At 36.8% G+C, this 14,324-nt stretch carries 13 protein-coding genes; 3 read left to right on the forward strand and 10 right to left on the reverse strand.

What is annotated here, in order from left to right; translation table 11 throughout:
• Window positions 1-23: 23 nt before the first annotated feature.
• From GFO_RS08655 to lon, 10 genes are all read right to left on the reverse strand, one after another.
• Window positions 24-356, reverse strand: coding sequence for a hypothetical protein (locus GFO_RS08655; RefSeq protein WP_011709720.1), 333 nt, complete (start codon window positions 354-356; stop codon window positions 24-26).
• Between the two features lie 58 nt (window positions 357-414).
• Window positions 415-1,347 (reverse strand): aspartate carbamoyltransferase catalytic subunit, encoded by a 933-nt coding sequence (locus tag GFO_RS08660; protein ID WP_011709721.1) that lies wholly within the window; start codon window positions 1,345-1,347, stop codon window positions 415-417.
• A 7-nt stretch (window positions 1,348-1,354) separates the two neighbouring features.
• Window positions 1,355-1,894, reverse strand: a complete 540-nt coding sequence (gene pyrR, locus GFO_RS08665; protein ID WP_041250064.1) for a bifunctional pyr operon transcriptional regulator/uracil phosphoribosyltransferase PyrR — start codon at window positions 1,892-1,894, stop codon at window positions 1,355-1,357.
• A 164-nt stretch (window positions 1,895-2,058) separates the two neighbouring features.
• Complete coding sequence (locus GFO_RS08670) at window positions 2,059-3,054, reverse strand: alpha/beta hydrolase (RefSeq protein WP_011709723.1); 996 nt, start codon at window positions 3,052-3,054, stop codon at window positions 2,059-2,061.
• A gap of 294 nt (window positions 3,055-3,348) precedes the next feature.
• Window positions 3,349-4,152, reverse strand: a complete 804-nt coding sequence (locus GFO_RS08675; protein WP_011709724.1) for a ferritin-like domain-containing protein — start codon at window positions 4,150-4,152, stop codon at window positions 3,349-3,351.
• A 27-nt stretch (window positions 4,153-4,179) separates the two neighbouring features.
• A complete protein-coding gene (locus GFO_RS08680) occupies window positions 4,180-4,971 on the reverse strand; it encodes a ferritin-like domain-containing protein (RefSeq protein ID WP_041250065.1) in 792 nt (263 codons plus the stop codon).
• A gap of 465 nt (window positions 4,972-5,436) precedes the next feature.
• Window positions 5,437-7,299: a 30S ribosomal protein S1 gene (rpsA, locus tag GFO_RS08685; protein WP_011709727.1), complete on the reverse strand. Its 1,863-nt coding sequence runs from the start codon at window positions 7,297-7,299 to the stop codon at window positions 5,437-5,439.
• 176 nt (window positions 7,300-7,475) lie between these two features.
• Window positions 7,476-8,648, reverse strand: a complete 1,173-nt coding sequence (locus GFO_RS08690; RefSeq protein ID WP_011709729.1) for an MFS transporter — start codon at window positions 8,646-8,648, stop codon at window positions 7,476-7,478.
• Window positions 8,649-8,654: 6 nt separating this feature from the next.
• Window positions 8,655-9,347, reverse strand: coding sequence for a (d)CMP kinase (gene cmk / locus GFO_RS08695; protein ID WP_011709730.1), 693 nt, complete (start codon window positions 9,345-9,347; stop codon window positions 8,655-8,657).
• A gap of 84 nt (window positions 9,348-9,431) precedes the next feature.
• Window positions 9,432-11,882: an endopeptidase La gene (lon, locus tag GFO_RS08700; RefSeq protein WP_011709731.1), complete on the reverse strand. Its 2,451-nt coding sequence runs from the start codon at window positions 11,880-11,882 to the stop codon at window positions 9,432-9,434.
• A 209-nt stretch (window positions 11,883-12,091) separates the two neighbouring features.
• Between lon and GFO_RS08705 the strand changes: the two genes are divergently transcribed.
• The 3 genes from GFO_RS08705 to GFO_RS08715 are packed head-to-tail and all read left to right on the forward strand — an operon-like array spanning window position 12,092 to window position 14,307.
• Window positions 12,092-12,652, forward strand: coding sequence for an RNA polymerase sigma factor (locus GFO_RS08705; RefSeq protein WP_011709733.1), 561 nt, complete (start codon window positions 12,092-12,094; stop codon window positions 12,650-12,652).
• Window positions 12,642-13,202: a hypothetical protein gene (locus GFO_RS08710; protein WP_011709734.1), complete on the forward strand. Its 561-nt coding sequence runs from the start codon at window positions 12,642-12,644 to the stop codon at window positions 13,200-13,202. Before GFO_RS08705 ends, GFO_RS08710 begins: the two co-directional genes overlap by 11 nt.
• A complete protein-coding gene (locus GFO_RS08715; protein ID WP_011709735.1) occupies window positions 13,183-14,307 on the forward strand; it encodes a DUF4097 family beta strand repeat protein in 1,125 nt (374 codons plus the stop codon). The genes GFO_RS08710 and GFO_RS08715 overlap by 20 nt, the downstream gene beginning before the upstream one ends.
• Window positions 14,308-14,324: the final 17 nt, after the last annotated feature.

Consider the following 14,324-nt stretch of genomic DNA (forward strand, 5'->3'; position numbering starts at 1 on the left):
CAATTAGAAAGCTGTAGAGATTTTTAAAATCCCAGTTCTCTCTGAATTTCGTCCATTTGTATCATATCTTCAGCTTCCTGAAGTGTAGGCACTACCACTAATTCTTCCGGAAGCTCATCTATTCCAACAGCATCATTAACCAGAACAAAGCTTTTATTTGCTTTTCTATGCAAATTCGATATTTCAAGAAACGCCAGTAAGCGATCCGCAGCTATATCTTTATATCTAATTAAGTTCACAACGATATTTTCATTCTCAATATCATTATGGTGTTTGGTAAGTTCCGAAGAAAAGTCGGTTAGAGAATCATTTTCATTCTCGATAAGCAGAAAATTCTCTTTTTTGGCAGTTTTCATATACAATTTCTAATTTCTGTCTAAGTTAAGTAAAAAGAAAACCTCTTTAAAGTCGTGATTATTGTTTGATCTTTGATGCCAGAAGATAGATCACAGCCATTCTCACCGCAACTCCGTTTTGAACCTGATCTAATATAATGGCATGCTCAGAGTCTGCAACATCACTTGTAATCTCTACTCCGCGATTTATAGGGCCAGGATGCATGATAACTATCTCCTTTTTTAAACTATCGAGCAACTTCTTATTTAATCCAAATTGCTTTACATATTCCCTGGTACTGGGAAAATAGCTAATATCCATCCGCTCATTTTGAACACGTAACATATTGGCCACATCACACCATTCCAGGGCAGTCTTTAAATTCATCTCCACTCCTACTCCAAGAGATTCTATATGCTTTGGCAGTAAGGTTTTTGGTCCACATACTTTAACTTCAGCACCTTGAAGTTTCAGTGCAAAAATATTTGAAAGTGCTACCCTACTATGAAGAATATCTCCAACAATCACTACTTTCTTACCTCTTACATCTCCTAGTTTTTCCCTTATAGAATAGGAATCTAATAATGCCTGAGTTGGATGTTCATGCGCTCCATCCCCCGCGTTAATAATACTTGCATCTACATGTTTGGAAAGGAAAATACCCGCTCCCGGATTTGGATGACGCATCACCACCATGTCCACTTTCATTGAAAGTATATTATTTACAGTATCTATAAGAGTCTCTCCTTTTTTAACAGAAGAAGATGCAGCTGAAAAATTTATAACATCTGCACTTAATCGCTTTTCGGCTAGTTCAAAAGAAAGTCTTGTTCTGGTGCTGTTTTCAAAGAATAGATTGGCAATGGTAATATCTCTTAATGAAGGAACTTTCTTTATGGGCCGATTAATTACTTCCTTAAAATGATCGGCTGTTTTGAAGATAAGCTCTATATCTTCAGGTTTTAGATATTTGATTCCTAATAAGTGATCTACACTTAATTCGCTGCTCATTTTTTATCTATTTTGAAATAAGGTAAACCGCATCTTCTCCATCGTTCTCCTCCCAGCTCACCTTTACTTTTTCTTCATTAATTGCATCTACCTGCCTGCCATTATAGTCCGGCTGAATGGGTAAATGTCTACTAAACCTTCTATCTATCAAACTTAAAAGCTCTATTTCCTTTGGTCTTCCAAACGACTGAATTGCCGTTAATGCCGCACGAATGCTTCGTCCGGTATAAAGAACATCGTCAATAAAAACCACTCGTTTATCTTCTACTACGAAATCAATCATGGTTTTATTCGCTTCCAGAGGCTTCTCTCCTCTTCTAAAATCGTCTCTATAAAATGTAATATCCAACTGGCCGGTTCTAATATCCTTTAAGCCATATTCGTCTTTTAAAATTTTCTCAATTCTATTGCTTACATAGATTCCCCTGGGTTGGATTCCCACAAGTACCGTATTCTTAAAATCTGTATGTTTTTCTACCAGTTGACAAGCCAGGCGATGTAGAATAATATTGAGTTGATTAGAGTCTAGTAGTACTTTTCGGCTCATAAGACTATTTGTAGATTGCAACAAAAGTAATGTTTTTTTTAGACTGGGTTAAAAAAGCTATACCCCGATATTACTAATTTTCAGGATTCGAAGTATGCTTTCCTGAAATATGTAAATTCGCCTTAGCATATTATGTGTCTATACCTTCAATTTTATCTAAACCTTTAAAAATTTATTTCCATCTTATTTTTCAGAAAATCAATAATTTCTCTTTCTACAACATTAGTGTCTTTAGATTTTATTTGGCTTCCAATAAAATGTGTGCCGGGTGTTTTTAATGGCTTCAATACGTTTACTGAATCTGCTGTGGATAATAATTTGTGGGCGTCTTTATAAGTGCTCAATTCTACATGCTCATCTTCTTCAATAAAATTTCTGTGGTAATAAAGAGTTAGAACAGGACAGGTTACTTTCTTAAATGTATTTGGGAGCATAGTAGTTTCAACCAGTACCTGAAGATCTACCAGTGCTTTTGAAGGATATATTGTATCCCAGTATTGTCTGGCTAATTTCTGTTTATGCTCAATCTTTTTCATCTTTCCGAAGGATATAAGATTCGCTATTTCATATCCCCAGGGAGAATTTAGAACAAAGGTTCCGGGTTGATCATCTTCCAGATTTGGTGAGAGATTAATCAACGCATGAACGCGATCGGGAAATTCTGCAGCCAATTTAATAGCAAGTGTCCCACCGGTAGAAGTGCTCATTATAATTACTTTTTCGCCAATCTTACTACCTATAATCAAGGCTTCCTTAGCGGATTCCCAGGCATTTTCTGCTGAAAAATTTTCTAAAGCTGCTGCTGGTTCTAATCCATGACCAGCCCATCTCGCCATGTAAATATTTGCTTTAAGCGCATCGGCTATATTTTTATTTACAGGATATCCATCCCTGTAGCTTCCCGAAAAACCATGTAGATAAACTATGCTATATTCTGTCTTTTGAAAATCATTATGTTGCCATATAATCCTTGCTTCGTTATCTTTACGAACTGGCATGGAATCTTCTTTTTTCGCTATATAATTTTTAAGAACCTGAAGGTTTTCAGGTAATTCCGGTAAATTATTTGAATACTCAGGTTTAGAAGGAACAGGACCTGAAACATAAGTGATGGCAAGGGCTAAAATAAAAATAAAGATAGCCCAGTATCTTTTTTTCATATTCAATGATAAGGATTATTTCCGGTACTTACTGCTATACTATTACGAATTGCCAGTTAATTAAAATTTAACAGGTATTGGCTATCAATTTACTCCAGCTAAATTAAAATGATCTGTGAAATTATTTGAAACTTTTCTCCAAAATTTTAGTAGGCTTTTATATAATCTGGATTCTCTTTATCATTTTAATTCAGTAATTATTATGAGTGGAAAGGAGATAATTATATCTAAGAAAAAACATTAAAAAATAAAATCCCGGAAAATTTCCGGGATTCATCATAGCAATTATTTTCCCTATGCAATAAAAAGACCAGCAATGGCATTTACTTCTGCCATGGTTAATGGTTCATCAAAAGCTTCGGTAACGGCAGCATCTCCACCGAAGTTTGGAAATTCGCCCGAAAGGTTTATTCCAAGATGGGTGGTATTTGCTTCTCCCGCATATATCGGATCAAAAGCATCACCCAGATTGTGATTATCAAATGTGATCCAACCTTTAGAGCCTCTCATTCTTCTTACCTGACTGGCATGTCTGGCTTCTACCGAATGAATTTGTAAAGCGTACTCCAAGAGTGCATCATCATTTGCCAAAGCCCCGGCCTGACCTTTATAGGCTCTTACACCGGTGTCTTCAAACCCCTGAGACAAAGCAAGAAATGTATTATAATCGTCAAAAGGCATTAACCCAAGACCTGCAGAAAAATCAAAATTTGGTTCACCGACCGCTGCATCTCCAAGGGCTGCTACAAGAAAATTAACATGAGCTTTTTCATGATCCAGGATCAATCCAAAAACGTCTCTATCAGCTTCTGGAATCACACCGGAATCAATTCCCATCTGGTAGAAATTTCGTTCCAGGTATTCCAGCGTCAATGCAAAGTTGAGTACTTCAGTAGGAGAAGCCTGGTAGGCAGCAGATGCCATAGACATGGTTGCTGCGGAAGTATTTTTACTGGTTGCGGCCATTGCAAATGGAATAGAAACCAATGCAAGGTCTTTGCCTGTATTTTTAATTTTATTCAGGGTATTTCTTCGCGACATCCGAGCGTTCAATACCTCGGGATCGGAAATATTTTCTAAGAATTTTATAATATTCATAATTTTTTATTTAAAATTGAGATTCAGTTACGCAGTTGGAAAATTGTTGGTAATAAGCTTGGTTTCTAAGAATCCCGTAGCCTTTACAGCTTGAAGAACTTCTAGCGGTGGAGTAGCTTTATCGTATGCCGGTCCGGTACCAAAAAGTTTAACCAGGATATCATCTGAAGCAAAATTGGTCGTACCAGGTGCAATCAGGTTTCTAATTGCTGAAGCATGTCTTGCTTCCACAGAAACAATTTTTCCTGCTACCAGTAAGTAGTCAAGATTTTCCAGGAGCGTGCCCGCACCATTATAAGCTGAAACTCCAGTATCTTCTAAGATTTGCGAGACAGTTAACACCTGCTGCCTATCTGTAAAATCTACACTGCTAAAATTAAAATCTAGATCTGGTGCTACTTTCCCCGGAGGTGCAACTGTATTTAGAGCCTTTTTAAAGAATTCACGATGTATTACCTCATGATAATACAATTCTGTAAAGATTTGCTCTTCGTTGTCTTCTACTGGTGAAAATGATAATCCGGTATCGGTTACTACATTAGCATAAAATGCTGCTTCCAGCTGTTCCAGGATATAAGCGTAATTCAGAATAGCCAAATCACCTTTTCCCAGATTAAATACCTGTCCCTGTCCGCTTCCTTTTCCATTTGCATCTGCTACCTGGAAATCTTCCTCCAGGTTTTCATCGCTACAGGAATACATAAAAAGCCCGGTGCCTGCTACTAGCAGTCCGGATTTTTTGAGAAATTTTCTCCGTGAATTGTCTTTCTGTTCAGATCGTAAATCTGAAAACTCCACATTAATGATGGGTTTTTTCATAATAAAATATTTAATGGTTAATAAATATCGGGGGGACATTTATAATACATACGGAACAGACAAGTGCTTGGTTCTCAATTTTTTATATATTTATGATTATTAGTTTATAATTAACAACTATGAAGTGTTTTAATTGCGATATTCTGAATTTCAACGATTTTTTAAATTAATCTATGAAAGTAAATTCTTATTCAAAATTGAAACCTACAGGTTGTTGTTTTACTATGATATATGTTTTGCTTGCAATACCATCTATTCTGAAAGTAGACGAAATGATAAGTACTAAAACTGAAAAGTTATATACCAGGAGATCAAGGAAAAGATTGGAAATAGATAAATAACTTTTAAAAATGACTTGAATAGCAATGCAACATTTTTATTATATAAATGAACTCTTAGATTTTGGCACAAAAAAAACCTCCTTAGTTGCCTAAGGAGGTTTTTAATTATAAATATCGGGAAAGATTATTTCTTACCTTCCATTTTATCTTTCAACGCTTGAAGATCAGCATTAACATCACCAATAGTAGTGGCGCTATCTTTGCCTTGTGAAGCTGATTTCTTAGCAGCCTGCTTAACAATTTTTTGCTCTTCTTCTTTGTGAATTACCATGTGAGAAGCTACCACTCTCTTGAATTCTTTGTTGAATTCAATAATTTGGAATTCTGCTCCTTCACCCTGCTTCAGTTTACTTCCGTCTTCTTTTTCAAGATGTCTTTGCGGAATAAATGCCGTGATATCTTCATTGAAGTCTATAGTAGCACCTTTGTCTACGATCTCAGTGATCGCTGCAGTATGCTTAGATCCAACTCCAAAGTCTTTTTCATACTTATCCCAAGGATTGTCCTCGATCTGCTTATGTCCAAGACTAAGTTTTCTACCTTCAACATCAAGCTCAAGAACTACTACTTCAAGCTTATCACCTACATTCGTAAATTCAGATGGATGCTTGATTTTCTTAGTCCATGAAAGATCAGAGATATAAATAAGTCCGTCGATTCCTTCTTCTAACTCAACGAATACTCCGAAGTTAGTAAAGTTACGAACGATACCTTCATGCTTAGAACCTACAGGATACTTAGAAGTAATATCAGTCCATGGATCCTGGCTCAATTGCTTGATACCAAGAGACATTTTTCTGTCTTCTCTATCTAAAGTAAGAATTTGTGCTTCTACCTCATCACCAACATTTACGAAATCCTGAGCTGAACGCAAGTGCGTACTCCAAGACATTTCAGAAACGTGGATAAGACCTTCAACACCTTCAGCAACCTCAATAAATGCACCGTAATCTGCGATTACAACTACTTTACCTTTTACATTGTCACCAACTTTAAGTTGCTCATTAAGTGCATCCCATGGGTGTTGGCTAAGTTGCTTAAGACCTAACTGAATTCTTGATTTAGATTCATCAAAATCAAGGATTACAACATTCAATTTCTGATCAAGCTCAACGATCTCATTTGGATGGTTGATTCTAGACCAAGAAAGATCTGTAATATGTACAAGTCCATCAACACCTCCAAGATCAACGAATACACCGTAAGAAGTGATATTCTTAACAGTACCTTCAAGTACCTGACCTTTTTCAAGCTGACCGATGATCTCTTTCTTCTGCTCTTCGATATCTGCTTCGATAAGCGCTTTGTGAGAAACCACAACGTTTTTGAATTCATGGTTAATTTTAACCACTTTGAATTCCATGTTCTTTCCTACATAAGCATCGTAGTCTCTAATTGGCTTCACATCAATTTGTGAACCAGGTAAGAAAGCTTCAATACCAAATACGTCCACGATCATACCACCCTTAGTACGGCATTTAATAAACCCGTTTACTACAAGACTTTCATCGTGTGCTGTGTTTACTCTTTCCCAAGCCTTGATCACTCTCGCCTTACGGTGAGAAAGGATCAACTGACCTGTCGAATCTTCACGAACGTCAATGAGTACTTCAACGTCATCACCTTCTTTAAGGTCTGGATTGTAACGAAACTCGTTAAGAGAAATTACACCTTCACTTTTTGCGTTGATATCGATAATTGCATCACGATCTGTAATATTAATTACTTTTCCTGTTACAACTTCGTCATCTAAAGTGTCTACGAAATTTGCTGCTACCAGTTTTTCAAATTCTTCCAGCTTCTTATCGTCGATAGGATCAATTCCTTCTTCGTAGTTGTGCCAGTTGAATTCTTTAAGGAATTTCTCAGGATTTTCCTGTTGTTTTTCTTGTTCAGGTTGAGATTGAGAATCCATACCTGCTACGTCCTGAACCTCAACATTTTCAGTGTTGTCCTGAACTTCTTTGTTTTTTGTTTCTTCAGCCATTACTGACTCCTAAATTTGTATTCTGTGTTTCTTCGGAAATCTTTCAGCAAAACAGAAACTACAGAAGTTATTTATAGTTTTGATTTTCAAGCCTTTTTGGATTTCCGGTCTTCTGCCAAAAAGGTGTGCAAAAATACAACTTATTTTATATTATTCAAACCCCTAGTGCTCTATTTTTAAGCAGATTCAGTTTTCTTGAAACTAAAGTGAGCAATAAGGATAATTATCGTGTAGAAAAGACCTAATGATGCGACTCCTTCCCATTGAAAAAGCTCCCAGGCGTAAGCTCCGGTAATCGTCCCTAAGGCACCTCCGGCAAAGTATCCTACCATATAAATGGTATTAATTCTATTGCGGGCATTCTGATTCCTGGAAAATATAATATTCTGATTGGTAATATGTAGTGATTGTAATCCCATATCTACCAATAGAACTCCTATGACCAAACCAATGATAGAATTCCCTGAAAATTCAAAGATTACCCAGGCTAATAGCATAATGACTGTTGCCAGGGTGATCAAATTATTTTTATTCATGCGGTCGCTTAACTTACCTATGACCGTTGCTGCAAGCGCTCCTCCTATTCCCAGCAACCCAAAAGCTCCGGCAACACCGCTTCCATAATTAAAGTTATCTTCCATTACAAATACCAGCGTGGTCCAGAAAGCACTGAAACCAGCAAATCCCAATCCACCTCTTAGTGCAGCCAGGCGCACCGGACTTTCAGTTTTGAAATAATGCCAGGTAGAACGCATGAGTTCTTTATAAGTTCCTTTAAAATCTGGCTGAAGTTCGGGTAGTTTCAATTTTAGAAGTAACCATAGCACGAGCATCATTGCGGTAGCTCCATAATACATAGCTCGCCATCCAAAATATTCTCCTACATAACCGCTGATGAATCTACTCCCGAGGATTCCAATAAGGAGTCCGCTCATAACAATACCTATCGCACTACCCTTATTTTCAGGTTTCGCCAATTGTGCGGCCATGGGTACAAATACCTGGGGCACTACACAGGAAAACCCTACTATGAATCCTGATATAATTAATATGGGTAAGCTTGGTGCAATGGCCATTGCCAAAAGGCCAATAATGATGAAAATGAAATCTATCATCACCATTTTCTTCCGCGGGAATTTATCTCCTAACGGAATTATAAACAACAGTCCAAAGGCATAACCAAGCTGCGTGAATAATGGGACATTACTCACGGCCGCTTCAGATACATCAAAATCGTTCGCTATTAAATTTAATAAGGGTTGATTGTAGTAATTATTGGCTACTACAAAACCGGCACTGGCAGACATCAAATACAGCACCGATTTACTTATGCCTCTATTTTCAGACATTTCAGATTATTCGGATATTCTGTCTTCCACGATCTTTAAGATTTTGTCGAATTGCTCTTCGAGATTCAATTCTGAATTGTCAAATTCTACGGCATCATCGGCTTTTATCAAAGGAGAATCTTCCCTGGTAGAATCCATAAAATCCCTGTCTTTTACATTTTTAAGAACCGCATCATACGCTACCTCATCACCTCTTTCCCTTAGCTCATCGTATCTTCTTTGAGCACGCTTTTCAGTAGAAGCAGTCATGAAGATCTTTAATTCAGCATCTGGAAATACTACAGTTCCAATATCACGGCCATCCATCACCACACCTTTTTCCTTGCCCATTTCCTGCTGTTGCTCCACCAGTTTCTTTCTTACCTGCGGAATAGCGGCTACTTTGCTCACCTGCTCCGAAACCTCCATATAGCGGATCTCTTTCTCCACTCTCTCATCATTAAGATACATCTCTCCGAAACCGGCTTCTTCACTAAAAATGAACTTTAAACCAATAAATGGAAGATGCCTCACAATGGCTTCTTCATTCAAATTCGTATTAGATACAAATAGTTTACGCATCATATATAAAGTGACCGCACGATACATCGCACCGGTATCTACATATACATAACCAAGTTTTTTAGCCAGCCCTTTAGCTACTGTACTTTTTCCTGTTGAAGAGAAACCATCTATGGCGATCGTTATTTTCTTTTCCATGTAATTGCAATTCTTTTACAAAGGTAAATTTTTATAAAAGCATTCAGGTATTAAAATGAGAAAAGCCCCTTTCGGGGCTTATCTTTATAGCTTCTTTGCGTTCTTCACATTTTGATTAGTGAGAGCTATATCTATCACATCGCTCATCTCTTTAACGTAATGAAAAGTAAGACCTTTTACATACTCTTCTTTAATCTCTTCAATATCCCGTTTGTTATCTTCACAAAGAATAATCTCTTTAATTCTGGCTCTTTTCGCAGCCAGGATCTTCTCTTTGATACCACCAACAGGTAATACTTTACCTCTCAAGGTAATCTCTCCCGTCATCGCTATACTTTTCTTTATCTTCTTCTGGGTAAACAAAGAAACTAAAGATGTGAGCATCGTGATACCGGCACTTGGTCCATCTTTTGGTGTGGCTCCTTCAGGAACGTGAATATGTACGTTATATTGATCAAATATAGAAGGAGTAATTCCTAGTCTCTCAGCATTTGCTTTAATATATTCCATAGCAATAGTAGCAGACTCTTTCATCACCTTACCAAGATTCCCGGTAATGCTAAGGTTTCCTTTTCCTTTTGAAAGAATTGATTCTATAAATAAGATATCACCACCTACCTGGGTCCATGCTAAACCGGTGACTACACCGGCAACATCATTATTTTCGTATTTATCACGCTCCAGTTTTGGGCTTCCAAGAATCTCAATAATATCTTCTCCAGATACCTTGATATTATACTCCTCCTCCATCGCAATGTTCTTGGCCGCATAACGAACTACTTTCGCAATTTGTTTCTCTAATGCACGAACACCAGATTCACGAGTATAGCCTTCAACTACTTTTTCCAGTTGTTTTTTACCAATCTTAAGATGATCTGAATTCAACCCATGTTCCTCAAGCTGTTTTGGCAATAAATGCCTTTTTGCGATTTCTACTTTTTCTTCGATAGTATAACCGGTAACATTAATGATCTCCATACGATCTCTCAATGCAGGCTGAATGGTACTTAAAGAATTACAGGTAGCAATAAACATCACCTTAGAAAGATCAAATCCCATTTCCAGAAAATTATCATGGAATTCAGAATTTTGCTCAGGATCCAGCACTTCTAATAATGCTGAAGATGGATCTCCAGAATTTCCGACTGCTAACTTGTCTATTTCATCCAGCACAAAAACAGGATTACTGGTTCCCGCCTTTTTTAAACTCTGGATAATTCTACCGGGCATTGCACCAATATAGGTTTTTCTATGACCTCTAATTTCAGCTTCATCACGAAGACCTCCCAATGAAATTCTCACATATTCCCGGCCCAAAGCTTCTGCTACAGATTTACCTAAAGAAGTTTTACCAACTCCCGGAGGTCCGTAAAGACAAAGAATAGGCGATTTCATATCATTTCTTAGCTTTAGCACAGCAAGATATTCAATGATACGTCTCTTAACGTCATCTAAACCATAATGGTCCCGGTCCAGAATCTTCTTGGCTCTTTTAAGATCGAATTTATCTTTACTGAATTCATTCCAGGGAAGATCCAGAAACAGGTCTAAATAATTTCTTTGAATCGAATATTCCGCAACCTGCGGATTCATTCGTTGCATCTTGGAAAGCTCCTTTTCGAAATGATTCTTAACATCTTCATCCCATTGCTTATCCTTCGCACGATCACGCATCTCCACGATTTCCCCTTCATGAGAAACACCCCCAAGTTCTTCCTGGATGGTTTTCATTTGCTGATGAAGAAAATATTCACGCTGTTGCTGGCTCATATCACTCTGCACCTTGCTTTGAATATCATTTTTGAGTTCCAGTTTCTGGTTCTCTGTATTCATATGCTTTAAAGTTGCCAGCGCACGCTCCTTAAGATCGTTCATCTCTAAAAGCTTCTGTTTCTCCTCAACACTAAGGTTCATATTAGAAGAAACGAAATTTATCAGAAAGGAATTACTCTCAATATTCTTGATCGCAAAAGATGCTTCTGAAGGAATATTAGGGCTTCCTTTGATGATCTGGAGCGCCAGATCTTTTATAGAGTCGATAATTGCAGAAAACTCTGCATTATCTTTTTCCGGCCTGTTATCAGGAACTTCAGTAATAGTAGCATTCATATAAGGCTGCTCGGTCACCACTTCGGTAATCTGGAAACGCTTTTTACCCTGAATAATCACGGTGGTATTCCCATCGGGCATTTTCAACACCCTAAGGATCCTTGCTACTACTCCTACCTTATTAATATCTTTAGAAGTAGGATTCTCCACTTCCTCATCTTTTTGAGACACCACTCCAATGGTCTTGCTCCCGTTATTCGCTTCGTTAATAAGCTTAATAGAAGCATCCCTTCCTGCGGTAATTGGTATCACTACTCCAGGAAACAACACTGTATTCCGAAGCGGAAGTATAGGTAAAGTTTCCGGAAGATTTTCACGATTTATTTCCTCTTCATCTTCAGGAGTCATTAACGGGATTAATTCTGCATCTTCATCAATTCCCTGCAATGACAAACTGTCAATATTACTAAACTTTGTTTTCGTCATAATTATATTTAAGTCAAACTGTCATCAAAACTAATATTCGTTAATTTTGAGAAGTTATTTAAAAGCCCTGATAGATAAGGCTTTCAGTTTTATTTCAGATTTTCTATTTCAAATATTCAATTCTTATGCCACGCTGAAAGCAAAATAATTTTTCAAAAGTGTAACAAATAAAAAAGAAGTCCATCTTTATTATAGAAACCAAGTTTTAATTGACACCAACCATCATCCATATTAAAGACCTGGTAGCACGTTGTCGTCATGGCGATGAACGTGCTCAAATGGAAATTTATGATCGTTATTACAAAGCGATGTACAATACTGCGTATCGTATCACGGGGCATTCTGCTGAAGCCGAAGATATTATGCAGGAGTCTTTTTTAAATGCTTTCACAAAAATTGAAAGTTTTAAAGAAAATTCCACTTTTGGAGCGTGGTTAAAGAGAATTGTGGTGAACGAAAGTATTACGGCTTATAAGAAAATTACAAAGCTGGGCGAAGTAAGCTATAATGATGCGTTAAAAAATGAAGCTGATGATGGAGGTGTTTCTTTGAATGAAGATGATAAGAACAATACTAAAGTTCGTTTAATCCTACAACAAATTAGGTCTCTTAAGGAGAATTACAGACTTGGTTTAACCTTGCATCTAATTGAAGGATACGACTATGAAGAAATTTGTGAAATAATGAATATTTCTTATGCCAATTGCCGAACGATGATCTCCAGGGCAAAAGAAAGCCTAAGAAAAAAGTTACAGGATCATGAAAAATAATGAATTTAACGGCCTTTTCGAAGATTTGAATTTCGATATCGAAGAGCCCCATACCGGGCACGAAAAACGATTTTTTAAGAAGCTCAGTAAAAGATCACGAGTTTCGGAAAAAAAAGGAAAAGTACGCAGCTTATGGGCTCCTATAATTGGAATTGCTGCCAGCTTTTTGCTCGCGTTTTTTCTTTTAGGTGAGTTTATCACTCCGGCTGCTTCAGCCAAAAATTCAGATCTGGCAAGTATCTCTTCTGAAATGAAACAAACGCAGGAATTTTATACTGGCGTGATCAAAAAAGAATTAACAGCTCTAAATGAAGAAAAGTCACCTGAGACCGAAGTCATTATTAATGATGCTTTAATTCAAATGGAGAAACTGGATAGAAACTATGAAAATCTAAAAAAAGACCTTATAAAAAGTGGTAAAGATAATAGAGTAATTCACGCTATGATTCAGAATTTCCAGCAAAGGATAGACCTCTTAAATAACGTTTTGACCCAAATTGAAAATATTAAAACACTAAAGAAAGACAGTTATGAAAACAATATTATCTAGTATCCTAATTTTTGCGGTGCTGGCACCAGGACTCCCCTATTATGATGCAAATATGGCTATAAAAAGCTGTATCAGTTTAGAAAATGAACTCAACGGAAAACATACTAAAGAGAAAAAGATCACAGAAGAGTTTAATGTAAATTCAAATTCCAATCTAAGCATCAATAACAGCTATGGAAATGTTGATATTACCACATGGGATGAAGATCGGGTTGTCATTGAGGTTATTATCAAGACCAATGGAAATGATGAAGATAAAGTTCAGGAAAAACTGGAAGAAATCCATGTAGATTTTGATCAGTCTTCTTCCGGAGTAAGTGCAAAAACCAGATTTTCTAAAGAAGAAAAATCATGGTGGAAAAGTTTAACCGGTGGATTTGATAATGTGAATATGGAAGTAAATTATATTATAAGGGCTCCTGAAGGAAACCATCTGGACATTAATAACGATTACGGCGGAATTTATATTGATAAAACTACAGGAAATGCCAAAATTAGGTGTGACTATGGCAAAATAGACATCGGCGAATTAAGAGGGAAATCTAATTATTTTAATTTTGATTATACTCGCAACAGTCGTATAGGTTATGTTACCAATGCAGAAATTAATGCAGATTATTCAGATTATGAAATTGAAGAAGCCGGACAATTAACTATTAGTGCTGATTACTCTAAATCTAAAATAGGGAAAGTATCTAAAATGGAATTCAACTGTGACTATGGTAGCGTTGAAGTAGGCAAAGTAAAAGTACTGGTTGGTAATGGTGATTATTTAACCACTAAAATAGACCGCGTTTTTAATTCTTTAGATCTGAATATGGATTACGGCTCACTTTCTATAGAAAAGATAGTTAAAGACGCGAGTAAAATTGATATTAATACTGATTATGCTGGAGTAAACATTGGGTATGACCACGAAATGAGCTTTCAGTTTGATATAAAAACTTCCTACGGCGGAATAAGTGGAATGGAAGATCTTGAAATTAGAAAAAGAGATCAGGGTAACTCAAATCACAGTATTTCAGGATATTATGGATCATCATCAAATGATACCAAGATCAATATATCTACCAGCTATGGTAGCGTGAAATTCAACAAAAATTAATCTTTCATCTAACAACT

It is taken from the genome of Christiangramia forsetii KT0803 (assembly GCF_000060345.1).
In the GTDB taxonomy this organism is placed as follows: domain Bacteria; phylum Bacteroidota; class Bacteroidia; order Flavobacteriales; family Flavobacteriaceae; genus Christiangramia; species Christiangramia forsetii.

Coding starts and splice junctions, on each gene's coding strand:
- GFO_RS08655 (WP_011709720.1), bottom strand. CDS start 356: ATGAAAACTGCCAAAAAAGAGAATTTTCTGCTTATCGAGAATGAAAAT.
- GFO_RS08660 (WP_011709721.1), bottom strand. CDS start 1,347: ATGAGCAGCGAATTAAGTGTAGATCACTTATTAGGAATCAAATATCTA.
- pyrR (WP_041250064.1), bottom strand. CDS start 1,894: ATGAGCCGAAAAGTACTACTAGACTCTAATCAACTCAATATTATTCTA.
- GFO_RS08670 (WP_011709723.1), bottom strand. CDS start 3,054: ATGAAAAAAAGATACTGGGCTATCTTTATTTTTATTTTAGCCCTTGCC.
- GFO_RS08675 (WP_011709724.1), bottom strand. CDS start 4,152: ATGAATATTATAAAATTCTTAGAAAATATTTCCGATCCCGAGGTATTG.
- GFO_RS08680 (WP_041250065.1), bottom strand. CDS start 4,971: ATGAAAAAACCCATCATTAATGTGGAGTTTTCAGATTTACGATCTGAA.
- rpsA (WP_011709727.1), bottom strand. CDS start 7,299: ATGGCTGAAGAAACAAAAAACAAAGAAGTTCAGGACAACACTGAAAAT.
- GFO_RS08690 (WP_011709729.1), bottom strand. CDS start 8,648: ATGTCTGAAAATAGAGGCATAAGTAAATCGGTGCTGTATTTGATGTCT.
- cmk (WP_011709730.1), bottom strand. CDS start 9,347: ATGGAAAAGAAAATAACGATCGCCATAGATGGTTTCTCTTCAACAGGA.
- lon (WP_011709731.1), bottom strand. CDS start 11,882: ATGACGAAAACAAAGTTTAGTAATATTGACAGTTTGTCATTGCAGGGA.
- GFO_RS08710 (WP_011709734.1), top strand. CDS start 12,642: ATGAAAAATAATGAATTTAACGGCCTTTTCGAAGATTTGAATTTCGAT.
- GFO_RS08715 (WP_011709735.1), top strand. CDS start 13,183: ATGAAAACAATATTATCTAGTATCCTAATTTTTGCGGTGCTGGCACCA.